A 24,282-nucleotide genomic window follows, 5' to 3' on the forward strand; every position below is an offset into this window, starting at 1 on the left:
GTACAATTAGACTCCTGCTCCTAAGCCTTCTCTAGTTGTTCTTATACCGTTTTGAGTTCCTGTATTCTTACTTTTACTGCTGCCTGCTTTTCAAGATAATCTTTTTCTTTGGCTTTTTCTTCGTCAACGACTTTTTGAGGAGCTTTGCTTACAAATTTTTCGTTATTCAGCTTACCTTGAACGCGCGCTACCTCTTTCGTCCATTTTTCAAGTTCTTTTTCAAGACGGGCGATTTCTTCCTCGATGTTGATGAGTCCTTGTAATGGAAGGAATAATTCCACTCCTGTCGCGACCGCAGTCATCGCTTTTTCCGGAGGTGTGATATCCGTTCCCATATCCAATTGTTCAGGATTACAGAAACGCTCGATGTATCCTTTATTCTTATCCAGGATGTTCAGGATCTTCTCATCCTTGGCTTTCAGGATCAGCTTGATCTGCTTGCTCATCGGTGTATTCACTTCTGCACGTACATTACGTACGGCACGGATGATTTCTACAAGAAGCTTCATTTCTTCGGAAGCATCGGCGTAGTTCAGGTCCTCGTTTACTTCCGGCCAAGCTGCCACTGTGATTGATTCGCCTTTATGCGGCAGGTTCTGCCATATTTCCTCGGTAATAAACGGCATGAACGGGTGCAGAAGTCGCATTGTGTTGTCTAGTACATAAGCGAGGATCGAGCGGGTTGTTTTCTTTGCCGCTTCATCTTCCCCGTATAAAGGAAGCTTCGCCATTTCGATATACCAGTCACAGAAGTCATCCCAGATGAAGTTGTAAAGGATTCTTCCGACTTCACCGAATTCATAGCGGTCTGCAAGTCGTGTCACATTATCGATCGTTTCGTTCAGACGGGTAAGGATCCATTTGTCGGCAACGGATTTTTCACCACTCAAATCAATTTCATCGTAGGTCATGCCATCCATATTCATCAGGGCAAAACGGGATGCATTCCAGATTTTATTGGCAAAGTTCCAAACAGACTCCACTTTCTCGAATGAGAACCGTAGATCCTGACCAGGTGAACTGCCTGTCGATAGGAAATAACGAAGTGAATCGGCACCGTACTTTTCGATGACATCCATCGGATCGACACCATTTCCAAGCGACTTACTCATTTTGCGGCCATCTTCAGCACGAACCAGGCCGTGGATCAGAACATCTTTGAATGGGCGCTCCCCTGTAAACTCAAGTCCTTGGAAAATCATACGGGATACCCAGAAACCGATGATATCGTAGCCTGTTACAAGCGTATTCGTCGGATAGTATCTCTTGAGGTCTTCCGCATCAAGATCCGGCCAGCCCATTGTGGAGAATGGCCACAGCGCTGAACTGAACCATGTATCGAGAACGTCTTCTTCCTGCTTCCAATTTTCACTGTCGGCTGGTGCTTCTTTGCCTACATAAACTTCACCGGTTTGTTTGTGGTACCATGCCGGGATTCTATGTCCCCACCATAATTGACGGGAAATACACCAATCTCGTGTATTTTCCATCCAACGCATATATGAAGTTTCGAAACGGTCAGGAACAAAGGTTACTTTTTCGTCTTCTTTTTCCTGCAGCTTGACAGCTTCCTGTGCGAGCGGATCCATCTTAACGAACCATTGTGTGGACAGATACGGTTCTACTACCGCTCCGCTTCGTTCAGAATGTCCAACCGAATGCATATGTTCTTCGATTTTGAACAGTACACCAGCCTCCTGAAGGTCTTTGACAATTTGCTTGCGGCACTCAAAGCGGTCCATCCCTTTGTATTTGTCTGCATTTTCATTCATGCTGCCGTCTTCATTCATCACCAGGATGCGTTCAAGATTGTGGCGGTTCCCGATTTCAAAATCATTCGGGTCGTGAGCAGGAGTGATTTTCACGGCACCTGAACCGAATTCCATGTCTACGTAATCGTCACCGACGATCGAGATTTCGCGCCCAACGATCGGAAGGATGACCGTTTTGCCAATCAGGTGCTTGTATCGGTCGTCTTCAGGATGTACAGCAACTGCCGTATCACCAAGCATCGTTTCCGGACGTGTTGTCGCGATTTCGATATGTCCGCTTCCATCAGCCAGAGGATACTTCATGTGATAGAAGGCACCCTGGACATCCTGGTGGATAACTTCGATGTCGGATAGGGCTGTCTTCGTCGCTGGATCCCAGTTGATGATATACTCACCACGGTAAATCAAGCCTTTGTTATATAGGTCGATGAATACTTTTTGAACTGCTTCAGATAAGCCTTCATCCAGCGTAAAACGTTCACGGCTGTAATCAAGCCCCAGCCCGATTTTTGACCATTGCTTGCGGATATGCTCAGCGTACTCTTCTTTCCATCTCCATGTCTCTTCAACGAATTTCTCTCTTCCCATGTCATGGCGTGAAATCCCTTGGCTGCGCAGCTTTTCGTCCACTTTTGCCTGTGTAGCGATACCGGCGTGATCCATACCCGGAAGCCAAAGCACGTCATAGCCTTGCATACGCTTCATTCTTGTCAGGATGTCTTGTAGTGTCGTATCCCAGGCGTGGCCAAGGTGAAGTTTTCCAGTTACGTTTGGAGGAGGGATGACGATTGAGTATGGTTCCTTTTCCTTTTCACTTTTCGCTTCAAAAAACTTTCCATCCAGCCACCATTTGTATCTTCCCTGCTCAATGGCATTCGGATCATACTTGGTCGGCATCGATAATTGATCTTGGGTTTCCATTGTATATCCTCCCTTAATGGTTGTATGTTTTTTTAGGTGATTGATAAAACACAAAAAATCCTTCGCCCTGTAAAAGGACGAAGGATTCGTTTCGCGGTACCACCTTTTTTCTCAGAAGCCGCGGGGACTCCTGAACTCTCAATGAACAATAACGGCTTTTAACCGGCTTCCACTACTGATTTCATAGAAGCAGCTCTTCAGGCGACCTTCCATCGTCTTCGCTTGGAAAATCTCTCAGCAATCGATTTTCCTCTCTGAAAGCGGGGGGCAATGTACTCTTCCTGTTCAACGCTTTTAAAATTATTTATGTACTCATTATAGTATAGGATTCACTGATCTTTCGTCAATCATTATCGCCCATTTTACTCAAAAATATTCTTCTGTATCTCTCTATGGTTTACCCAAGAACCAATTTTCATTCTTTTCATAGGATATAGTAGTGAATCTACCCAGAAAGTGAGTGAAACGTATGCGAAGGTACAATCCATACACCCTGCCTCCATGGCTGCGTAATGTTCGCTTGATATGTAAGCAATTCATCATCCCTTTTTCTGTGTTTCAAGCCATCCGGACCATTCTGCTCCCCACCACATTTGATGTTCTTCTCTTAACCCTTTTCATTGGCATCGCCCTTGCCATCTATTTTGATTGGATATAAGGACTGACGAAACATGGACTTTCGTTTTTCGTCAGTCCTTTCTTTATGCCTCAGCCTCTGCGGCTTCTTTTTTCTTGCGCTCGATTTCGTCGAGGCGCATGACTACGTACTCTGTGTTTTTCAGCAGCCAGTAATGACGCTGTAGCTTTCTTAGCGATTTACGTTCATTCCTTTTGCCTTTGGCAGTATGAAAATATTTCTCCACAACGGCGATCACGGAGCTGGGATAGGCTAAATAACACATAAACAGCAGCCTCTCCTCGTTGCGGGCAGTAAAATGCTGAAAGTATGTTTCAAGCCACTCCACACATTCATCATAATACTTTGGATATGTTTTCAACGTTCTCGACAGGAACGGCAGCAGATCATGAAAAGGAGATGCCACCTTCGAGTTTTCGAAGTTATTGAAATACCCCAGCCCCCTGTCATCGAATAAGAAATGCTCTGTAGACAGCTTTCCGTGGATGATGACCGTTCTGACCTTCGCAAGGTCCTTAGTACTCTCATACCATTCATCGAGCATTTTCCGTGAAAATTTCAGAGCCTGGGAAACATCTTGATAATACATACAAAAGTGGTATTGAAACGGTGACATATATACAGTCTTTTCACATTCTTCCACATATTCATCCAGAAACTGCTGTTCCTTTTCCCATCGAGAAGTGAGCTGCTCATAGTGCGACTCTCTTTCTTCCTTGTTTATTTTCACATCCTGTGAGGAGATCGTATGGAGCCTGGCAAGTTCACGGAACAGCTTCTGGTGTTTTTCGAAACGGTCTTCCTTCTCCAGGTTGTTCAGCCAAGGCATCACATAGTAGAGTTCACCCTCATGCCAGACAGCATATCGTCCATCCATTGTCGGATAGATGGGCACGATCCGGTTATAGCCCCGTTGAAACAGAGTTTGGACGTTACGGACGAAATCGACTCCGGTCTGGGCGGATATATGCTTTACGGCCAGTGTCCCTTTGTTTGAGTATACTTTGCTTACTTTCCCCGTGTCTTCCACAAAAAATGGCTCTACCCCATATGGCTGGAGGACAGGTTTTAGGCTATCGATGGTTTGCACGTTTTTTTGCACCTCCTTTTTTTCGACTCCGCTCACCTTTATCAGCAAAGTCCAAGTAAAAAAAGAACGGACTGCCGCCAATATGTTGGTGTCAGTCCTGATTCATCGTCTTTATTCAATCATTTTCTGCTTCATTTTTATATTATGCCTTGAAAACAGGCTCCTCATTTGGAATATAGAGAACCTGACCATTGTATACATCCTGATTCGCTTCCAAATGGTTGACCCGTAACAGCTGGGCAATCGTCAAATCGTATTTTTCTGCAATGTTATCGAGTGTTTCCCCTTCTTGAACAATGCATACTCTTAACTTTGCCGCCCGTTCATCTTCTTTGCGTGCAAAGAAGTCCGTCAGGGAAATCGATTCGTATTTCTTCTTCCCTTTGATTTTTTTCTTTTTATCAGCCGCTTCTTCACTTTCAGCTTCCAATTCCACTTCCATAGAGGAAGACTCTTCTTCCTGTTCTTCCTGAACCGGGGCCGGCTTTTGCACTTGTTCACTTGCCGGCTGCGTGACTTCCTGTTCCTGCGACGATTCGCTTAATTCATGCTCAGGAAGTTCAAACACATTTTCCTTCCTGAAGTAATTCTCTTCTTGCGCAGAATGTGAATCATATTGGATATGGACAGGAATCTCATCTTCTTCCCCTGCAGGTGGCGTTCTCCCTTCCAGCGAGAACGGCTGATACTCATCATCCTCTGAATCATCTGTATCTTCATTTTGATCATATTCATCATTCTCTTGATGGATTGTTTCATTCTCGTCTTCATCATCATAATCATAGTAATGAGGTCTTGCCTCTTCCTCTTCTTCCACAGGAGCATCAGCAACTGCAGCAGAACGGTGAAGCGGGGCATAGAGTTCTTCCTCACTATACTCCACCTCAAGCGGAGTATGAGTCTGCTGTTCACCGTAAATGCCTGTGATGGTCAAATCTGCATTCAGTTTGAGACAAGCATTTTCAGGCACGACATAGTCAAAGGATTCAACATATACATCAATGTCCCCTAAGTTGGCAATCCGGTTTTTAGGGATCGTTACATCGACAGGGAATCGGTGGACAAACTCATTTTCCCCTTTTTCCCTTCTTTCAACAGTCTGAACGAATTTACCGCTCGCTTCATACTCGTCTACACCTTCATCATCCCTGAGAGTGCTCGGCAGGTATTCACCCGATAAATCAAGCGTCCCTCTGATGAGTACATACTGTTCCTGTTCTTGTATCGTTATATGTGGATCTAAGGAGATAGATAGCAATTCTTCAACTTCCTGTCCTTTTTTGAACCAAATTGATTCTTCCAAAGAAAATCGCAGGCACGATTGTTGATCTTGTGACAAAGAAATTCCTCCTTTCGAGTTCCAAACCTAAGAAATATATGACAATGTCATTATCACTTTATGATTTGGATGGGAGAAATATGATAGAGATGCTGAAGTTTTGAAGTATTGGGTCTGTTTCTTTAATTAAAAGCCATCAAAGCTTGGAAGAGTATAGCTGTTATGATGTTATGAGATTTGGCGCTGTGCACTTATAAAGCAGCGGCTGGCGTAAGGAGACTTAAACGGGACCAGAGTCATTTATCGTCCGTTTTTTTATTTTATCGTCCATTTTTTAAATATATCTGCCAAAAAATTTTTTTATCAGCCATTTTATTTTTTTATCTGCCAAAATTTCGATTTATCTGCCATTCTTCAAAATTCGACAATTATCGCGAAACAGAACATCCTTCCTATCCACAAAAAAAAGCCGACCTTCACATAAAAGGTCAGCTTTCAACTTTCATTATTTCGTACTAATCTTCTCAAACGCTTTCTCCGCTGCTTCGATTGTCTTCTTGATATCTTCATCGCTGTGGGCAGTGGATAAGAAGAGTCCTTCGAATTGGGAAGGCGGTAAAAATACTCCTTCGTTTGCCATTTCGCGGTAGTAATCTGCGAACATCTCAAGGTCTGAGGATTTTGCCCCTTCGTAATTCTTCACTTCTTCATTTGTGAAGAACAATCCGACCATCGAGCCTGCTCGATTGATCGTATGAGGGATGCCGTGTTTTTCAGCCGCTTTATTCAGGCCTTCTTCAAGAAGATCCGCTTTGCGTCCGAATTCTTCATAGCTTTCAGGCGTCAATTGACTGAGTGTCTCGTAACCGGCCGTCATCGCCAGTGGATTTCCTGACAGGGTTCCCGCTTGGTAGATCGGACCGCTCGGAGCGATTCTCTCCATGATTTCGGCTTTTCCGCCATAAGCTCCAACAGGCAGTCCGCCGCCGATCACTTTTCCAAGGCAAGTAAGGTCAGGCGTCACATTGTAATAGCCTTGAGCACATCCATACCCCACGCGGAATCCAGTCATGACTTCATCAAAGATCAACAGTGAACCGTGCTGTTCCGTGATTTCACGAAGTCCTTCAAGGAAACCTGGCTGAGGAGGGACGACTCCCATATTTCCGGCAACCGGTTCAACGATCACTCCGGCAATATCGTCACCGAATTGTTCGAAGGCATAACGGATGCTTTCAAGATCGTTATAAGGTACGGTGATCGTATTTTGCGCTACTCCTTCAGGTACACCAGGGCTGTCAGGCAATCCCAGTGTTGCAACACCGGATCCTGCTTTGATCAAGAGTGAGTCGCCGTGGCCGTGATAGCAGCCTTCAAATTTAATGATTTTATTTCGACCTGTATAACCGCGTGCAAGACGAAGTGCACTCATGGTCGCTTCCGTCCCTGAAGAAACCATACGAACGATCTCTATACTTGGAACACGGTCAATGACCAATTGTGCCAGTTTATTTTCGATTTCAGTGGGTGCACCGAAGCTTGTCCCGCTTTCTGCCACTTTCTTGATTGATTCCACCACACGGTCATTGCTGTGACCCAGGATGAGCGGACCCCATGAAAGTACATAATCGATGTATTCATTGCCATCGATATCATAGATCTTGGAGCCTTTTCCCCTTTCCATGAAAATGGGATCCATCTTGACTGATTTAAATGCTCGGACCGGGCTGTTTACACCGCCAGGCATTAACTTCTTTGCTTCTTTGAACGCTTCTTGTGATTTCTCAAATGAACGCAAGTCCGTTCTCCTCCTTTAAAGATATTCGGGAATGTTGAACTGGTCTTTTAAGAAAGCCAGCCTGCAACGTCTTTAGCAAAATACGTGATGATCAAGTCTGCCCCTGCACGTTTCATGCTTGTCAGTTTTTCCATCACGATTTCCTGTTCATTGATCCAGCCATTTTCTGCAGCAGCTTTGACCATGCTGTATTCTCCACTTACATTATAGGCAACAACAGGTGCGTTGAAACGGTCCTTCACTTCTCTCATGATATCCATATAGGAAAGAGCCGGTTTCACGATCAGGAAGTCTGCTCCTTCTTCGATATCGGATTGTGCTTCGCGCAATGCTTCCAAGCGGTTTGCCGGATCCATCTGATACGTTCTTCTATCACCGAATTGAGGTGTGGAATGAGCTGCATCACGGAAAGGACCGTAGAAACTTGAAGAGTACTTCACTGCATATGACATGATCGGTACTTCCGTAAATCCTGCTTCATCCAAGCCGTGGCGGATCGCAGCGACAAAGCCGTCCATCATGTTCGAAGGTGCGATGATATCCGCTCCCGCTTCCGCTTGGCTGACGGCTGTCTTTGCAAGCAGGTCAAGAGTCGGGTCGTTCAAGATCTTACCTTCCTTTACAATGCCACAGTGCCCATGGCTTGTGTATTGACATAGACAAGTGTCTGCGATGACAACCATTTCAGGGTAGAGTTCTTTCACAAAGCGGGTCGCTCTTTGGACGATTCCATGCTCATGGTAAGCCTGTTTCCCAAGTTCATCTTTCTCAGCAGGCACACCGAATAGGATGATTGATTTAATTCCTAATGAGACGATTTCATCCAGCTCAGCTTTCAGATTATCCATGGAAATGTGGAACACTCCAGGCATGGAGGATACTGCATTTCGGATATTTTCTCCTTCTACAACGAATAAAGGATAAATCAAATCTTCTTTTCTAAGATGTGTCTCCCTTACCAGGGAACGCATATTTTCTGATTGTCTTAAACGACGGTGGCGATTAAATGTTAGATCTTTCATTATAAAACCTCCAGTGGATCGGTATGATCATGATTTATCTTTGTCTTCAGCCGCATACTGTATGATTTCTGCGACCATTTCATCTACAGTATACGTGTTTGGACAGATTTTTACATGTAATCCGTATTCTTCTGCCGTCTTTTTCGTGAGAGGGCCAATGCACGCTGCCGGAAGGTTCCGGATCTCTGCATGAAGGGAATACTTCTCGACCACCCTCATGAAATGATGGACGGTAGAGGAACTGGTGAACGTCAGGATATCTATATGTCCCCCTGAGATTGCATCCTTAAGCTTTCCGATGCTTTCACGCGGTAAAATCGTTTCGTATACAATCCATTCATCACAGTGGACTCCTGACGCAATCAGTTCGTTTGCAATGACATCTCTTGCCAGGTTTCCTTTTGGAACCAGCACTTTTCCGGTCGGATGAATCTCGGAAATGAACTGCCATACAAAGTCATCCCCTGTAAAATCATCAGGTACAAACGAAACGGATAGACTGTGGCTTTCACAGTACTTTTCTGTTTTCGTGCCCACTGCTGCGAACTTGGCAGGCAGCGAAGATGCTGTTATTTTGTGCTTTTCCAAGTGATCCAGAAAAAATGCAACACCATTTTTACTGGTAAATACAATCCATTCATAGTTATGTAATGATGATAACAGCGACTGTTCACGTGGATCATCATATGATTTGAAGTCGAGGAGGGGGATCACTTCAGAAACCCCTCCATATCCTTCAATAAGGGAGCTCAAATCCTTGGCTCCCTCTTTCCCCCTGGTGATAAGTACCTTTAATTGATTTAAAGGCTTTTCACCGTTCATTATTGATCTAGCTCCTCTTTCACTTTGTCGATGAGCGCTTTGGCACCAAGATCAGTCAAGCTTTCCGCCACTTTTTCACCGACAGTTTGAGGATCTGTTCCTGTCATGTATTCTTTATAAATCGTGTGTCCGTCCGGAGATGCCACAAGTCCTGTCAGCGCCACTTCACCATTATCTTTAAGTTCTGCATATCCGGCTATCGGCACCTGGCAGCCGCCCTCCATTTTATGAAGAAACGCTCTCTCCGCAGTCACCGTTTTTGTTGTTTCTTCATCAGAGAATCGATTCAGTAAGTCAAGGAGCTCTTCATCTTTTTCACGGCACTCAATTGACAGTGCCCCCTGCCCGACAGCAGGCAGGCAAAGATCAGGATCAAGGAATTCAGTTACGACATCACTTGTCCAGCCCATGCGTGAAAGACCTGCAGCCGCCAGGATGATGGCGTCATAGTCTTCATTTTGAAGCTTGGAAAGACGTGTGTCGATATTACCGCGGATCCATTTGATTTCAAGGTCGGGACGAACGGATAGAATCTGTGCCCCTCTTCGAAGACTGCTTGTGCCGATTACTGCACCGGAAGGAAGGTCCTTCAGTGCAACATGATTTTTACTGATGAACGCATCACGATGATCTTCACGTTCTGGTATACATCCGATTGTTAAACCTTCAGGCAATACAGCCGGCATATCTTTCATGCTGTGCACAGCCATATCGATTTTTTCATCCATCATGGCTTGTTCGATTTCTTTAACAAACAGGCCTTTTCCTCCTACCTTGGAAAGTGTGACATCCAGGATCTGATCCCCTTTCGTCACGATTTCTTTTACTTCAAAGTCATAAGAGGAATCGATTGCCTTCAACTGATCGATCACCCAATTTGTTTGTGTAAGTGCTAATTTACTGCGTCTTGATCCTACAATGATTTTTCTCATAATTACCTCCTGAAAGCTTATGAATACCAGAAATGAAAGGATGAAAGGCGGCTCCCCAAAAAGAAATTGATCAAGATGATCAAGAAGGCCGCTACATTGAGCATTGCCAATGATTTTCCAAATACGTTCTTCTTAATTCTCAGATATAAGTACGTGCTGTATAAAATTAATAGAATGAATGATCCTATAATTTTCGGGTCATACAAAATAAAGTTTGGTAATTTAATAAACGCCCACTGCATGCCCAAAATCAAACTGAGAAGAAGCATGGCGACCCCGATAGAGTTCAAGATATACGATATCTTCTCAAGTTTGGACAAATCACTGATCCTCCATAATCTCTGTCCCCACTTTTTCTCTTTCAGCAGCTTGAACTGCAGCAGATAGAGAAGTGAGAAAACAAAGGACAATGAAAAAGCGCCGTACGACAGGATGGCCATCGTGATATGGATCAGAAGGAGTTCTGAAACCAGCTGTTCCGCCATCGCGCGTGATTCCACCTGAACCGGTGCGAACGTATGGATTGCCATGATGATGAATCCCAGTACATTGGTAAAGAAGACAGTGAAGTCAACCCGAAGCAGCCGGTTGATCACCAATGACAGCGTAATCAATACCCAGGCATAAAAATAAAGCCCCTCAAAGATCGTGAGGACTGGGAACCTGCCTGTATTGATCATATAAAGAAATAAAAAAATTGTTTGAAGGACCCAAACAATTGCAAGTAACCAGAAGGCAAAAAGGTTTGCCTTCCGGTTTTTGTTTAAGAAATCTATAAAATAAAACAGAATACTGACAGCATACAGAACAATCATCAGTTCGTGCAGCCTAGTCATCGTTTGTTCAAACATAGACAATAACCTCACTTACGCATGAAAAGAAGGTTGTGGAGTGAAGCTCCCTTTGCTCTCACTCTTTTCATTGGCTGCTTTCAGTTGTGTCTGTTCCTGCACTTGTTTCTCGATGTTGAAGATCGAAACGAATAAATCCAATTTGTCATCGGCATCAGGCAGGGCAGCAAGTTCTTTCGCTTGTGAAATCGGGTCTTTCAGCAATTGATTAATGATGCTCTTCGTATGTTTGCTGAGCACCTTCCGTTCCCTGTCGGTCAAGTTCGGCATTTTACGCTCGATGCTCTCCATCGTTTCCGCCTGAATGGATAATGCTTTTTGTCTCAGAGCAGAAATGACAGGCACGACACCAAGCATATTCAACCAGTCTTTAAACGCCACAATCTCAGCTTCGATCATCAATTCAATCTGTTCAGCTGCTTTTTTGCGTTCAGCCAGGTTGGCTTGAACAATGCCTTCCAAGTCATCGATGTCATAGAGGAAGACACTTTCCAGTTCCCCGATGGAAGGATCCAGATCACGGGGTACGGCAATATCCACCATGAACAGCGGGCGCCCTTTTCTCATGCGCTCCACGTAAGACATCGTCTCTTTTGAAATGACGAAGTCCTTCGCTCCGGTGGAACTGATCAAAATGTCCGCATCGACCAATGCACAATTCAGCTCCTGGAGAGTCTTTGCCTTGCCTTCAAAACGTCCGGCAAGCGTCTGTGCTTTTTCAAAGGTACGGTTGATTACGGTTACCTTTGTAGCACCACTGCCGTGTAAGTTCTTGATTGCAAGCTCTCCCATTTTACCTGCCCCAAGAATCAGTACATGTTTGTTTTCAAGACTGCCAAATACCTTTTTGGCAAGCTCGACAGCCGCATAACTGACTGATACGGCGTTTGAACCGATTTCCGTCTCTGAATGACCTTTTTTGGCCACGGTCACAGCCTGCTTGAACAAATGATTGAATACCGTTCCAGTTGTGCCGGCTTCCTGTGCAGTCAAAAAGCTTGTACGAATCTGGCCAAGGATCTGCGTTTCACCAAGGACCATTGAATTCAAACCGCAAGACACTTTAAAAAGATGTTCGACCGCTCCTTCTTGTTCATAAATGAACAAATACGGGGTGAACTCCTCTTTATCTATATCAAACCATTGTGATAAGAAATCTTTTATATAATAACGACCTGTGTGAAGCTGATCGACTACTGCATATACTTCCGTTCTATTACAAGTGGAAACGATCACATTCTCCAGAATGCTTTTCTTTTCCTTTAATGCTCTCATAGCAAATGGCAGATCAGTTTCATTAAATGATAAACGCTCACGAATCTCAACAGGGGCCGTTTTATAATTTAAACCAACGACAATCGTATACATGCTATGCACTACACCCCCAATAAAATCATTACCCTTATTATAACATGTCCGTTAAGTATCCTTTGCCCGTAAATGTGAACAGAAATTGAAACCTGACCATGTAATGTTGTACCATATAAAAATCAACAACGATTGTTGAATTTTCAAAGGCTCAACATTGAAAGCCGTTTCATTTCTCTTAAAATTCGACATTTCCTACTAATGTAGGTTAACAAAACAAGCTGAAAGAATCAAGTAATGGAAAGGATTCACACTATTTTCGGCGTATATAGTATGAAAAAGCTTCTCTATTCCATTTTTCCTCATTCGGGGGAAAATAAACCTTAATCCTCACTCGTAAGATGAGGGAATGTGATTTACTTAAATTATTGCAAATTACTACTGGAGGAGATCATGAAACAGCAACGAATATTTCCTGGATTCATACTGATTGGCTTTGGACTTTATTTTTATCTGCAACAGAAAAACATCGTCTTATTTCAGGAATTCTTCACCTGGCCCACTCTGTTGATGATTGTCGGCATTGCCTTTTTAGGACAGGGCTATGGCGCCCGTGATTATGAAGCGATTCTACCAGGCACGATCCTAGTAGGATTCGGACTTCATTTTCATGTGGTCAATAAGCTCGAGATATGGCCGGATCACATGGGGACTTTCATCCTGATCATTTCCCTGGGCTTTCTGCTGAGATATCAAAAAACAAGAAATGGATTATTTCAGGGAATCCTATTCCTGACACTGTCCGTCATTCTATTATTCTATGATAAAGTGGTGGGGTATCTCGGTCTGATTGAAGGACAAGTAGGATCTGCCTGGGAGTTCTGGCCGATTGTCATCATTGTCATCGGCGTATACCTTTTATTTATCAGGAAAAAATAAACAAAGGCAGGTCCCTCACTGCTTTAAAGTGAGGAACCTGCCTTTACATTTGTTTATAATACAGATTCCAAAAATTCTTTCGTTCTTTGCTGTTTAGGATTCGAAAACATTTCTTTCGGGTATCCTTCTTCCACTATTTTTCCATCATGCATATAAACCACGCGGTCTGCCACTTCCCGAGCAAACCCCATTTCGTGCGTGACGACGACCATCGTCATTCCCTCAAGGGCAAGTTCCTTCATTGTAGACAGGACCTCCCCTACCAGCTCGGGATCGAGGGCCGAGGTAGGTTCATCAAATAGCATGATATCGGGCTTCATCGCAAGTGCCCTTGCGATGGCTACACGCTGCTTCTGCCCTCCCGAAAGCTTTGAAGGGTAGACATTTTCTTTTTCGGCAAGCCCCACTTTTTTCAATAATTCCTGTGCATTCTTTTTGGCTTCCGCTTTTGAAACACGTTTCACATGAATGGGAGCTTCCATTACATTCTCCAAAACGGTCATATGAGGAAATAAGTAGAAGTGCTGAAATACCATCCCCACTTTTTGACGTATTTTGTTTAGGTCATGTGTATCCTGATTGACTTCTTCCCCTTCAAACACCACTTTCCCGTTATCCTTCAGTTCAAGGAAGTTCAAACAGCGAAGCAGTGTACTTTTGCCGGATCCACTGGCACCGATCAAGCAGACCACTTCACTTTCACTCACACTCATATCGATATCCTTCAGTACATGCAAGTCCCCGAAGGATTTGTTCAGCTTTTCAACCTTGATCATATCCTGACTCATATTCATCCCTCCGAGAATCTATTTAATCACTTACTGACATACGCTTTTCAATAATGTTCACAATCGTTGAGAATACCAGGACAAGAACCAGGTAGTAGATTGCAACAATCAGCAGGTACGTCATATAGTCGAAATTATTTGATCCCAAAGTAGTCGCGACACTGAAGAGCTCAAACATGCCGATAAAGGAAGCAAGAGATGAATCCTTCAGTGCGATGATAAACTGATTTCCAAGTGGCGGCAGGGCCCTTCTGAAGGCCTGCGGCAAGATGATCCTTCTCATTGTCAGTCCATTGGACATCCCAAGGGAACGGCCAGCTTCCATTTGACCGCGGTCAATGGATTGAATGGCACCCCTGAAGATTTCCGCAATATAGGCACCGTTATGGAAGGCAAGACCTAACACGACGGACCAGAATCCTGAAATGTGCAGGGCGGTCAGTCCAAAATAGAAAATAAAGATCTGTACGATCAGCGGCGTACCACGGACGACAAAGATATATAAATCTGCCAAAAGCTCCAGCGGCTTCACCTTGGAAATCTTTAAAAAGGCAAAAAATAGTCCGATTACGATGGCGATCAGTACGGATACGATCGTCAACTGGAATGTCAACAGCATCCCTTTTAAAAAGATGTCATATGTATCTGCAAAGGTTTCGAGAAAATGCATGAATGTCCCTCCATTCAACTATTTGCTTATGTCCTGACCAAGCGCTTTCTATAAAAAAAGCGAATGTGCACACGAAGCACATTCGCTTTCCATCATGCTGCGCTTACTCTTCCGGGTCTGTTGTGATGTCTGTATTAAAGTACTTTTCACTGATTTTCTTCAGTGTTCCATCTTCTCTCAGCTTCTCAAGTGCTTTGTTGATATCTTCAAGCAGTGCTTCATTATCCTTGCTTACAGCGATTGCCTGTTTACTGCTCCCGATCAATTCGCGTGCTTCAAGCTTCAAGCCTGAAGAGATCGCTTCTTTACCTGTGGCAAAGTCAGTGATAACAGCGTCATGCTTTCCTTTATTCAATGCTTCAAGGGCAACGACATCACTGTCATATTGCTGGATGTTGTCTGTCACTTCCTTGGCAGTGTCTGCATAAGTAGATCCCTTGGAAACCGCGATTTCCATTCCTTCCAGATCAGAAAGCGTCTGTACAGAACTGTCTGGACGGACAAAGATCTGCGGTCCTGAATAGTAGTATGGAGTTGAAAAATTCACTTCTTTAAGTCGGTCTTCCGTGATTGTATGACTTGCTACCGCTGCATCAAAGCGTCCGGATTTGACACCTTCCACGATACCTGCAAACTTGAATTTCTTCTGTTCAGGCTCCAGTCCCAATTCCTTGGCAACTGCTTCAGCCACCTCAATATCAAACCCTGACATCGTCCCGTCGTCCTCGGTTACACTGAATGGCTTAAATTCTCCTGAAGCTGCATACACCAGCTTCCCTTCTTCAACAAGCTTTGCCCCGCTTTCGGTTGTCGCTTTCCCTCCACATGCAGAAAGGATAAGTACGAATGCCAATACTAATAAACCTGTCAATTTCTTCACTCTTTGAAGTCCCCCTTAAGTATGTATTGTGTATATCTTTCACAATTGTATCAACAAAAGAGAAAATTCTCAAAATTCAAATACCCTTATAATTATTTATAATGACGCATAATTAAAGGTGACATGAACTGAGCTTGGCTATAAACAAGTATGCGTCATATTCCTTTTATATCCTTGATAATACTCAAAGAGGATAGGCACTTATTCCCTGATAAGGGCGGGTATAAATAAAAGAACTGCTCCAATAGTTTGTTTTTCACTATTGAAGCAGTTCTTTTTTATTAGTTCATTCTTATTTATAAAATGATTTTATTGCATCCCAGGCTTTGTCTTTACCGAGTCCCGTTTCGGAGGAGAACATGATCAGTTCGTCACCTTGTTCCAGGTCGAAGGTTTCTTTTGTGACTTTGAGATGCTTTTGCCATTTGCTCTTCGGTATCTTGTCGGCTTTCGTTGCAATGATGATGCATGGGATGCCGTAGTGCTTAAGAAAGTCATACATCATTACGTCATCACTTGTGGGTGGATGGCGGAGGTCGACGATCAGGATGACGGCTCTCAGCTGATCACGGGAAGTGATGTATGTTTCAATCATTTTCCCCCATGCCTCACGTTCTTTCTTGGATACTTTCGCATATCCGTATCCAGGAACATCCACATAATAAAGCGTTTCTTCAATTTTATAAAAGTTAAGCGTCTGGGTTTTACCCGGCTTGGATGAAATCCTTGCCATGCTGTTCCGGCTGATCATTTTATTGATAAAGGATGATTTCCCCACATTCGAACGTCCCGCCAGTGCAAACTCAGGCAGGTCCCCTTCCGGATATTGCTCCGGACGGACCGCACTGATTACTAATTCAACTTGATTTACTTTCACTTCTTCTCACCTACTAATGCTTTCTCTAAGACTTCATCTATATGGGATACAAGAATGAAAGTTAAATCTTCCCTTACACTTGCAGGAATATCATCAATGTCCTTCTCGTTATCCTTCGGCAGGATAATCGTTTTGATTCCAGCTCGATGAGCGCTTAGTGATTTTTCTTTAAGACCTCCGATCGGAAGGACCCTTCCGCGGAGGGTAATTTCACCGGTCATCCCGACTTCTCTGTTTACATATTTACCTGTAAGTGCAGAAACAAGCGCAGTGGTGATCGTGATCCCTGCTGAAGGGCCGTCTTTAGGAACAGCTCCTTCAGGGACATGGATGTGAATATCCCATTTCTCGTGGAATTCTTCGTCAATTCCGAGATCCTTCGCTTTGGAACGCACATAACTGAAGGCTGTCTGGGCAGATTCCTTCATGACATCCCCAAGCTTACCTGTCAGGACAAGCTTACCTTTCCCTGGAGCAAGTGATACTTCTATTTGAAGAGTATCCCCTCCAACGGATGTGTAAGCAAGGCCGGTCGAAACCCCGACCTGATTTTCGACTTCCGCCTGTCCGTAGCGGAATTTTTTCTTACCTAAATATTCTTCGATATTGCTGCTTGTAATCACGACACGCTTTTTCTCGCCGGATACGATGATTTTTGCCGTTTTTCTGCATAGAGAGGCAAGCTGCCGCTCGAGACTGCGGACACCCGCTTCGCGCGTATAGTAACGTACGATATCGACTATCGCTTCATCCCTTACCTGCATTTGATTTTTGGTCAGTCCGTGTTCTTTGATCTGCTTGGTCAATAAATGATGCTTTGCAATATTCATTTTCTCAAGCTCGGTATAGCCGGCAATCGTGATGATTTCCATACGATCCCTCAGTGGCCCCGGGATCGTGGACAGATCATTCGCAGTCGCAATGAACATGACCTTTGATAGATCATAGGTTTCTTCAATGTAGTGGTCACTGAAATTGGAGTTCTGCTCAGGGTCAAGGACTTCTAGCATCGCTGAAGAAGGGTCGCCCCTGAAATCACTGGACATTTTGTCGATTTCATCGAGCAGGAAGACAGGATTGACTGTGCCTGCCTTTTTCATCCCCTGGATGATCCTCCCCGGCATCGCACCTACGTATGTACGGCGGTGACCCCTGATTTCAGATTCATCCCGGACTCCACCGAGTGAAATACGGACGAAGTTTCTCCCCAGTGACTCGGCAACTGAACGTGCCAGGCTCGTTTTCCCGACCCCGGGAGGTCCGGCAAGACAGAGAATCGGTCCTTTTAACGATTTGGTAAGCTGCTGCACAGCAAGATATTCCAATACTCTCTCTTTTACTTTCTCAAGCCCGTAATGATCGCGGTTTAAGATGGCTTCTGAACGTTTGATATCAAGCTGATCTTTTGTCTCTGTCGACCATGGCAATGAAACTAGCCATTCGATATAGTTTCTGATAACAGAGCTTTCCGCTGAGCTTGAAGGCACCTTTTCATAACGCGCCAGCTCTTTAAGGGCAGTTTTCTCCACTTCTTCAGGCATATCTGCCTGTTCGATCTTAGAGGTAAGATCTTCAATTTCTCCGGTTTTCCCTTCCTTATCCCCAAGCTCTTTTTGTATTGCCTTCATCTGCTCACGGAGATAATATTCTTTCTGGGTCCGTTCCATTGAACGTTTTACCCTCTGGCCAATTTTCTTTTCTAGGCTTAATACTTCTTTTTCATTATTAATGGTTTCAATCACCATTTGAAGACGTTTTTTGATATCAAGCGTTTCCAATACAGATTGTTTTTCCTTCATTTTCAAAGGCAGATGTGAAGCGACGATATCAGCAAGTCTTCCTGGTTCATCTATATCAGAGACGGTTGAGTATGTTTCTGCCGATACTTTTTTGGATAGCTTTATGTATTGCTCGAAATAATTCAAGAGTGTCCTCATCAATGCATCCGTTTCGGACTCTTTCTCGACAGGGTCATGAAGCTCTTCCACTTCTACTTCATAATACTCTTCCTCTCCCGTAAAAGAGACAATCGAGGCACGATTCAACCCTTCAACGAGGACCCGGATCGTTCCGTTAGGCAATTTAAGCATCTGCTTTACCTTGGTCAGTGTTCCCATTTCATAAAAATCTTCTTGTTCAGGCTCATCTATATTCATATCTTTTTGGGTGGTTAAGAAAATTAAATGGTTATCCATCATGGCTTTTTCCAAAGCCTGTACGGAGCGCTCACGCCCTACATCTAAATGCAAGACCATTGTCGGATATACGAGTAAGCCTCTTAATGGAAGGAGGGGAACCGTTATTTTATTTTGCTTTGCCAAATCTAACACCTCCAAAATTAGGCTCTTAGCCTTTGTACAATTCTAACTTATTTACTAGGTAGTGTCTATTAAATAGGTACGGCACAAGGCATTTCAGTATGCCCAAAGACAAACCGATTCGGATAGACCCGAATCGGCCATAGTCTATACGCTTTTCTTATTAGATTCATTTAACATTGCTGTCTCACTTGTGCTTAATTGATCTTTGATTAAAGCAAGATCCAGTACTTCCTTCAGATGTTTAACCGGAATGACTTCAATTCCTTCAATTTCATTCATCATGGACTGCTGATTTTCATGTGGAATGATCGCGACTTCGGCGCCTGCGAGTTTTGCCGCTTTCACTTTCGGATAAACCCCTCCGACTGGCTTAACAAATCCATGAATGCTGATCTCTCCGGTCAAAGCGAGATTATGTTTGACCGGTATACGATAAATGGCTGAGTAAATGCCGAGTGCCATCGCGATTCCAGCTGAAGGTCCATCCACAGGGATTCCCCCAGGAAAGTTGACGTGAATGTCATATTGATCGGCCGGTACTCCCATCGAACGGAGGACAGTGATGACATTTTCAATCGATCCCTTTGCCATACTTTTACGGCGGATCGATTTACTTCGATCGCCGATACTTTCTTCCTCAACGATACCCGTTACATTGATTTGACCTTTGTCCTGTGCAGGAATCACGGTCACTTCGATTTCAAGCAGCGATCCTGTATTCGGACCCGTTACAGCCAGTCCGTTCACAACCCCGATTGTCGCTTCTTCATTGATTTTCTTTTCATAGCGAGGTGTTAACTGACTCGACTGGATGATCCATTCAAGCTCATGATCAAACATTTCGTTTCGATTTTCGTTGATCGCAACACCGGCTGCTATTTGAACCATATTGACTGCTTCACGTCCGTTACGGGAATACGATGCAAGAGTATCGAGGCCTTTATCACTGATTTTCATGTTGATCTTATCCACTGCCCGTGCTGCTACCTTCTTTACTTCATCCTGTTCAAGCTCCCTGAAAAACACTTCCATGCACCGTGATCGTATCGCAGGGGGAATTTCATTTGGCGTACGTGTAGTGGCTCCGATCAATCGGAAATCCGCCGGAAGGCCGTTCTTGAAAATATCATGTATGTGTGTAGGTATCTGATGATTCTCTTCATTATAATAAGCACTTTCGAGGAAAACTTTTCGATCTTCCAATACTTTTAACAGTTTATTCATTTGAATAGGGTGTAATTCTCCTATTTCATCAATAAACAATACACCGCCATGTGCATTTGTTACCGCTCCTTGCTTAGGCTGCGGTATCCCAGCCTGTCCCATGGCCCCTGCACCTTGATAAATGGGATCATGGACAGAACCGATTAACGGATCGGCAATCCCCCTTTCATCAAATCGAGCAGTTGTCGCATCCAATTCAACAAAGACAGCACTGGATTTGAATGGCGATTTGAGGTTCTTTTTGGCTTCTTCCAACACGAGTCGGGCAGCTGCCGTCTTTCCCACTCCCGGAGGTCCATAGATAATTACATGCTGTGGATTTGGGCTGCAAAGGGCTGCCTTTAATGCTTTTATTCCATCTTCCTGACCGATGATATCATCAAAACTTGATGGTCTTACCTTTTCTGCCAGAGGCTCAGTCAAGGAGATGGACCTCATTTTTCTCAATTCTTCCATTTCCTTTTTCGATTCACGGTCAATAGTCACTTTTTGATTACGCTGATTTTTAAGAAGGTTCCAGAAATACAATCCAATAATGATCCCGAAGAACAATTGGATAAATAAAGCGATGCTAGTAAAGCTCATTCGTCTCCCTCCAAGTAGATACAAGTTGTTACGGGTTAGTATCTCCTTGAGGTTGTGGGAATAAACAAAAAAATTAATCGCACGTCCCCTAATCAGGGGCCGTGGATTTCCGCTGCAGGTGCTCGCTTTCCGCGGGGTTAGCGGTGAGCCTCCTCGGCTGCGCCTGCGGGTAAGAAATGTGGAGGGGCTTTGCTCAGAGGCGGGTGGCATAAGGCGAATTGACTAAGAAGGCGGTTCTTTGCCTTCTTGGTCAATTTGACTTATGACATGTGCCTCTAAGCCCCGGAGATGGACAGGTCTCACCTGTCCCGCACATCCCGCAGGAGTCGAGCACCTTCCGCTTCAATCAACTCCGTACTGCTATTCATACATCCACCATAACTCACTAATTTTTTCTTTGTTATTCCTTATTTATTTAATAGGAAATTATAAATACACAAAACAAAGCCCGGAATGATTAATCATTCCGGGCTTTTAGAAGCTATTAAGCAGATGTTTTTTCTTCGTTTGGATCAATGATGGTGCCGTCTTCAAGAACCAGCTGTGGTGCTGCATCTTCAAGAATCGTTTCTTTCGTGATGATACATTTTTTAATATCGTCACGTGAAGGAAGATCGAACATCACATCAAGCATCATCGTTTCGATGATGGAACGAAGACCGCGGGCACCGGTTTTACGCTCGATTGCTTTCTTGGAAATTTCAAGAAGGGCATCATCTGTGAATTCCAACTCAACATCATCGAGTTCAAGCATTTTTTGATACTGTTTGACCAATGCATTTTTCGGTTTCGTCAGGATCTCAACCAACGCTTCTTCGTCAAGCGGCTCAAGACTTGAAATCACTGGAAGACGCCCGATGAATTCAGGGATCAGACCGAATTTCAATAAGTCTTCAGGTACCACTTTTGATAGAAGAGATTTATCTTCTTTTACTTCAGCACTCTTAGGATCGGAACCGAATCCAATGACCTTTTGGCCGAGGCGGCGTTTGATGATTTGTTCGATTCCATCAAATGCACCACCGCAAATGAACAGGACATTCGACGTATCGATTTGAATGAATTCTTGATGAGGATGCTTACGTCCGCCTTGCGGTGGAACGCTTGCCACCGTACCTTCAAGAATTTTCAACAGCGCCTGCTGTACACCTTCCCCGGATACATCTCTTGTGATGGAAGGATTTTCTGATTTTCTTGCCACTTTATCGATTTCATCGATATAGATGATGCCTTTTTCAGCTTTTTCCACATCATAATCGGCAGCCTGAATCAGCTTTAACAGGATATTCTCAACGTCTTCACCCACATAACCTGCTTCTGTCAAAGATGTCGCATCCGCGATGGCAAATGGCACATTAAGAATACGAGCAAGAGTTTGAGCAAGTAATGTTTTACCGCTTCCTGTAGGTCCGATCATAGCAATGTTACTTTTAGACAGTTCTACATCATCTACCTTGCTGCTTGAGTTGATTCGTTTGTAATGATTGTACACAGCAACGGCAAGTGACTTTTTAGCCTGATCCTGTCCGATGACGTATTCGTCGAGAATTTCACGGATTTCCTTCGGTTTTGGAACATCCTTGAACTCAACTTCTTCTTCTGTACCCAGCTCTTCCTCTACGATTTCCGTACAAAGCTCTATGCACTCATCACATATATAAACACCAGGTCCAGCTACTAATTTACGTACTTGATCTTGCGTTTTTCCGCAAAAAGAACATTTTAGTTGTCCTTTTTCATCATTAAATTTAAACAATGCATTTCACCCCTTCATTAATACTGCTTCAATCAATCATAAATTGATCATGGACGACCGAGTACTTGCTATCTTCTCACCACTAAGTTATGTATTGCATTTTAGCACAGTATATGTTTGTAAAAAAATTATACGATTCTTAAGAATCATCTTATTATGTATCGGACATTTTAGCAAATATTTTACTTGAATGTTTTTATGTATGTCATGATGAAAGAAGAGTTGCAAGTATGTTTCAGAAAATTTGTCCCTGCTATTAAGGTTTATCCATATTTGCAGGTTATTATTCTTTTGGTATGGTTGAAAAAATAATTTTGTCCTTTAACACCGCTTTTGATTTCCGTGCAGGACTTCGCTTTCCGCGTGCGGTTGGTGAGCTTCCTTGTCGTACTTCTTTTAATTGTACAAAACAAGGCGCGAATCGCGCCTTGTTCCTATTTTTTATTATGCTTCTTTGCTGTTATCAACAAGAAATTCTACTGCTTTACGAACTTTAAGGTCCGCTTTAAGTGTATCAAGTCCGCCAAGGGCTTGTTTGATGTTGTCAGCAGACATGTTGTACTGCTCAGCCATTTTATTTACTTCTTCTTCTGCTTCTGCATCAGTCACTTCAAGATTTTCAGCTGCAGCGATTGCTTCTAACGTAAGGTTAGTGCGAACACGCTTGCCTGCATCTTCTGTCATTTGACCGCGAAGATCTTCTTCTGTTTGACCAGAGAATTGGAAGTATAGGTCAAGGTTCATACCTTGCATTTGAAGACGTTGACCGAATTCTTGCATCATGCGGTCTACTTCAGCAGTAACCATAACTTCTGGGATTTCAACTTCAGCATTGTCAGAAGCTTTATTTACAAGAGTTTCGCGAACAGCTGTTTCAGCTTCGTTCTTTTTAGACTCTTGAAGGCGTTTTTCGATTTTTTCTTTTAGTTCAGCAAGCGTTTCAACTTCTTCGTCAGCGTCTTTTGCGAACTCATCGTCAAGAGCAGGAAGTTCTTTTGCTTTGATTTCGTGAACCTTCACTTTGAATGTAGCAGGCTTACCAGCAAGCTCAGCTGCATGGTATTCTTCAGGGAAGTTAACTTCTACTTCTTTCTCTTCTCCAGATGCAACCCCGATTAATTGCTCTTCGAAACCTGGGATGAATTGACCTGAACCTAATTCAAGTGAATAGTTCTCAGCTTGGCCGCCTTCGAATGCTTCACCGTCAACGAATCCTTCGAAATCCATTGTCACTGTGTCGCCTTCTTCAGCTTTTCCATCTTCTTTAACAGCAAGCTCAGCTTGTTTTTCTTGAAGTGAAGTAAGTTCCGCTTGAACATCTTCAGCTGTTACTTCAGTTTCCATTTTTTCTACTTCAAGACCTTTGTATTCGCCTAATTTCACTTCCGGTTTCACTTGTACCTTCGCAGTGAAGATTAAGTCTTTGCCTTTTTCCATTTGCTCAACATCGATTTCTGGACGATCGATTGGATCGATTCCAGTTTCTTCGATTGCTTTCGCATACGCTTCAGGTAAGATGAAATCTAATGCATCTTGGTAAAGTGATTCTACACCAAAACGTTTTTCGAACATACCGCGTGGCATTTTCCCTTTACGGAATCCTGGTACGTTTACTTGCTTTACAACTTTTTTGAATGCTGCGTCTAAACCTTCGTTTACTTTCGCAGCTTCTACTTCAATTGTAAGTACTCCTTGGTTACCTTCTTGCTTTTCCCATTTTGCAGACATACTGTTCCCTCCAACAATCTATATTTGATTCTAATTTTTACGCATAGTAGTAGATAGTCCCGTGTATGAATCTAGCACTATC

General features: G+C 43.6%; 19 protein-coding genes and 1 other annotated feature. Of the genes, 2 read left to right on the forward strand and 17 right to left on the reverse strand.

From position 1 onward, the window contains the following. Positions 1 to 41: 41 nt before the first annotated feature. A complete protein-coding gene (locus ACUXV2_RS13940; protein WP_446243788.1) occupies positions 42 to 2,693 on the reverse strand; it encodes a valine--tRNA ligase in 2,652 nt (883 codons plus the stop codon). A 70-nt stretch (positions 2,694 to 2,763) separates the two neighbouring features. After that, positions 2,764 to 2,991, reverse strand: a binding site (T-box leader). Between the two features lie 171 nt (positions 2,992 to 3,162). Between ACUXV2_RS13940 and ACUXV2_RS13945 the strand changes: the two genes are divergently transcribed. Continuing rightward, complete coding sequence (locus ACUXV2_RS13945) at positions 3,163 to 3,351, forward strand: hypothetical protein (RefSeq protein WP_446243789.1); 189 nt, start codon at positions 3,163 to 3,165, stop codon at positions 3,349 to 3,351. A gap of 43 nt (positions 3,352 to 3,394) precedes the next feature. Here ACUXV2_RS13945 and ysxE read toward each other — a convergent pair whose 3' ends face one another. The 8 genes from ysxE to hemA form a co-directional block, all read right to left on the reverse strand. Next, the gene (gene ysxE, locus ACUXV2_RS13950; RefSeq protein WP_446243790.1) at positions 3,395 to 4,420 is read right to left on the reverse strand and encodes a spore coat protein YsxE; all 1,026 of its coding nucleotides are present in this window, start codon (positions 4,418 to 4,420) and stop codon (positions 3,395 to 3,397) included. Positions 4,421 to 4,562: 142 nt separating this feature from the next. Next, a complete protein-coding gene (gene spoVID, locus ACUXV2_RS13955; RefSeq protein WP_446243791.1) occupies positions 4,563 to 5,759 on the reverse strand; it encodes a stage VI sporulation protein D in 1,197 nt (398 codons plus the stop codon). 445 nt (positions 5,760 to 6,204) lie between these two features. Continuing rightward, the gene (gene hemL, locus ACUXV2_RS13960; RefSeq protein WP_446243792.1) at positions 6,205 to 7,497 is read right to left on the reverse strand and encodes a glutamate-1-semialdehyde 2,1-aminomutase; all 1,293 of its coding nucleotides are present in this window, start codon (positions 7,495 to 7,497) and stop codon (positions 6,205 to 6,207) included. Positions 7,498 to 7,544: 47 nt separating this feature from the next. After that, positions 7,545 to 8,519, reverse strand: coding sequence for a porphobilinogen synthase (gene hemB, locus ACUXV2_RS13965; protein WP_446243793.1), 975 nt, complete (start codon positions 8,517 to 8,519; stop codon positions 7,545 to 7,547). 27 nt (positions 8,520 to 8,546) lie between these two features. Beyond that, positions 8,547 to 9,341 (reverse strand): uroporphyrinogen-III synthase, encoded by a 795-nt coding sequence (locus ACUXV2_RS13970; protein ID WP_446243794.1) that lies wholly within the window; start codon positions 9,339 to 9,341, stop codon positions 8,547 to 8,549. Next, positions 9,341 to 10,273, reverse strand: a complete 933-nt coding sequence (gene hemC, locus ACUXV2_RS13975) for a hydroxymethylbilane synthase (protein WP_446243795.1) — start codon at positions 10,271 to 10,273, stop codon at positions 9,341 to 9,343. The genes ACUXV2_RS13970 and hemC overlap by 1 nt, the downstream gene beginning before the upstream one ends. A gap of 17 nt (positions 10,274 to 10,290) precedes the next feature. Further along, positions 10,291 to 11,124, reverse strand: a complete 834-nt coding sequence (locus ACUXV2_RS13980) for a cytochrome c biogenesis protein (RefSeq protein WP_446243796.1) — start codon at positions 11,122 to 11,124, stop codon at positions 10,291 to 10,293. 15 nt (positions 11,125 to 11,139) lie between these two features. Then, on the reverse strand, positions 11,140 to 12,492 hold the full coding sequence (hemA, locus tag ACUXV2_RS13985) for a glutamyl-tRNA reductase (protein WP_446247078.1): 1,353 nt from the start codon (positions 12,490 to 12,492) through the stop codon (positions 11,140 to 11,142). Positions 12,493 to 12,885: 393 nt separating this feature from the next. Between hemA and ACUXV2_RS13990 the strand changes: the two genes are divergently transcribed. Continuing rightward, positions 12,886 to 13,371 (forward strand): LiaI-LiaF-like domain-containing protein, encoded by a 486-nt coding sequence (locus ACUXV2_RS13990; RefSeq protein ID WP_446243797.1) that lies wholly within the window; start codon positions 12,886 to 12,888, stop codon positions 13,369 to 13,371. Between the two features lie 53 nt (positions 13,372 to 13,424). Here the strand turns inward: ACUXV2_RS13990 and ACUXV2_RS13995 are convergent, their stop codons facing one another. From ACUXV2_RS13995 to tig, 8 genes are all read right to left on the reverse strand, one after another. Beyond that, a complete protein-coding gene (locus tag ACUXV2_RS13995) occupies positions 13,425 to 14,159 on the reverse strand; it encodes an amino acid ABC transporter ATP-binding protein (protein WP_446243798.1) in 735 nt (244 codons plus the stop codon). Between the two features lie 22 nt (positions 14,160 to 14,181). Continuing rightward, on the reverse strand, positions 14,182 to 14,829 hold the full coding sequence (locus ACUXV2_RS14000) for an amino acid ABC transporter permease (protein WP_446243799.1): 648 nt from the start codon (positions 14,827 to 14,829) through the stop codon (positions 14,182 to 14,184). Between the two features lie 103 nt (positions 14,830 to 14,932). Then, positions 14,933 to 15,709 carry a transporter substrate-binding domain-containing protein gene (locus ACUXV2_RS14005; protein WP_446243800.1) on the reverse strand — a complete coding sequence of 259 codons (777 nt, stop codon included), beginning with the start codon at positions 15,707 to 15,709 and terminating at the stop codon, positions 14,933 to 14,935. Positions 15,710 to 16,001: 292 nt separating this feature from the next. Further along, complete coding sequence (gene yihA, locus ACUXV2_RS14010; protein WP_446243801.1) at positions 16,002 to 16,586, reverse strand: ribosome biogenesis GTP-binding protein YihA/YsxC; 585 nt, start codon at positions 16,584 to 16,586, stop codon at positions 16,002 to 16,004. Then, on the reverse strand, positions 16,583 to 18,907 hold the full coding sequence (gene lon / locus ACUXV2_RS14015; protein ID WP_446243802.1) for an endopeptidase La: 2,325 nt from the start codon (positions 18,905 to 18,907) through the stop codon (positions 16,583 to 16,585). The genes yihA and lon overlap by 4 nt, the downstream gene beginning before the upstream one ends. A gap of 144 nt (positions 18,908 to 19,051) precedes the next feature. Continuing rightward, complete coding sequence (lonB, locus tag ACUXV2_RS14020) at positions 19,052 to 20,716, reverse strand: ATP-dependent protease LonB (protein ID WP_446243803.1); 1,665 nt, start codon at positions 20,714 to 20,716, stop codon at positions 19,052 to 19,054. Between the two features lie 484 nt (positions 20,717 to 21,200). After that, on the reverse strand, positions 21,201 to 22,472 hold the full coding sequence (gene clpX, locus ACUXV2_RS14025) for an ATP-dependent protease ATP-binding subunit ClpX (RefSeq protein ID WP_446243804.1): 1,272 nt from the start codon (positions 22,470 to 22,472) through the stop codon (positions 21,201 to 21,203). Between the two features lie 444 nt (positions 22,473 to 22,916). Further along, positions 22,917 to 24,200 carry a trigger factor gene (tig, locus tag ACUXV2_RS14030; RefSeq protein ID WP_446243805.1) on the reverse strand — a complete coding sequence of 428 codons (1,284 nt, stop codon included), beginning with the start codon at positions 24,198 to 24,200 and terminating at the stop codon, positions 22,917 to 22,919. Positions 24,201 to 24,282: the final 82 nt, after the last annotated feature.

The sequence above is a fragment of the Rossellomorea sp. NS-SX7 genome, from assembly GCF_052828565.1.

What these genes read in the sequence shown, in the direction of transcription:
- ACUXV2_RS13940 (WP_446243788.1), bottom strand. Translation starts at nt 2,693, where the DNA reads ATGGAAACCCAAGATCAATTATCGATGCCGACCAAGTATGATCCGAAT.
- ACUXV2_RS13945 (WP_446243789.1), top strand. Translation starts at nt 3,163, where the DNA reads ATGCGAAGGTACAATCCATACACCCTGCCTCCATGGCTGCGTAATGTT.
- hemB (WP_446243793.1), bottom strand. Translation starts at nt 8,519, where the DNA reads ATGAAAGATCTAACATTTAATCGCCACCGTCGTTTAAGACAATCAGAA.
- ACUXV2_RS13970 (WP_446243794.1), bottom strand. Translation starts at nt 9,341, where the DNA reads ATGAACGGTGAAAAGCCTTTAAATCAATTAAAGGTACTTATCACCAGG.
- hemC (WP_446243795.1), bottom strand. Translation starts at nt 10,273, where the DNA reads ATGAGAAAAATCATTGTAGGATCAAGACGCAGTAAATTAGCACTTACA.
- ACUXV2_RS13980 (WP_446243796.1), bottom strand. Translation starts at nt 11,124, where the DNA reads ATGTTTGAACAAACGATGACTAGGCTGCACGAACTGATGATTGTTCTG.
- hemA (WP_446247078.1), bottom strand. Translation starts at nt 12,492, where the DNA reads ATGTATACGATTGTCGTTGGTTTAAATTATAAAACGGCCCCTGTTGAG.
- ACUXV2_RS13990 (WP_446243797.1), top strand. Translation starts at nt 12,886, where the DNA reads ATGAAACAGCAACGAATATTTCCTGGATTCATACTGATTGGCTTTGGA.
- ACUXV2_RS13995 (WP_446243798.1), bottom strand. Translation starts at nt 14,159, where the DNA reads ATGAGTCAGGATATGATCAAGGTTGAAAAGCTGAACAAATCCTTCGGG.
- ACUXV2_RS14000 (WP_446243799.1), bottom strand. Translation starts at nt 14,829, where the DNA reads ATGCATTTTCTCGAAACCTTTGCAGATACATATGACATCTTTTTAAAA.
- lonB (WP_446243803.1), bottom strand. Translation starts at nt 20,716, where the DNA reads ATGAGCTTTACTAGCATCGCTTTATTTATCCAATTGTTCTTCGGGATC.
- tig (WP_446243805.1), bottom strand. Translation starts at nt 24,200, where the DNA reads ATGTCTGCAAAATGGGAAAAGCAAGAAGGTAACCAAGGAGTACTTACA.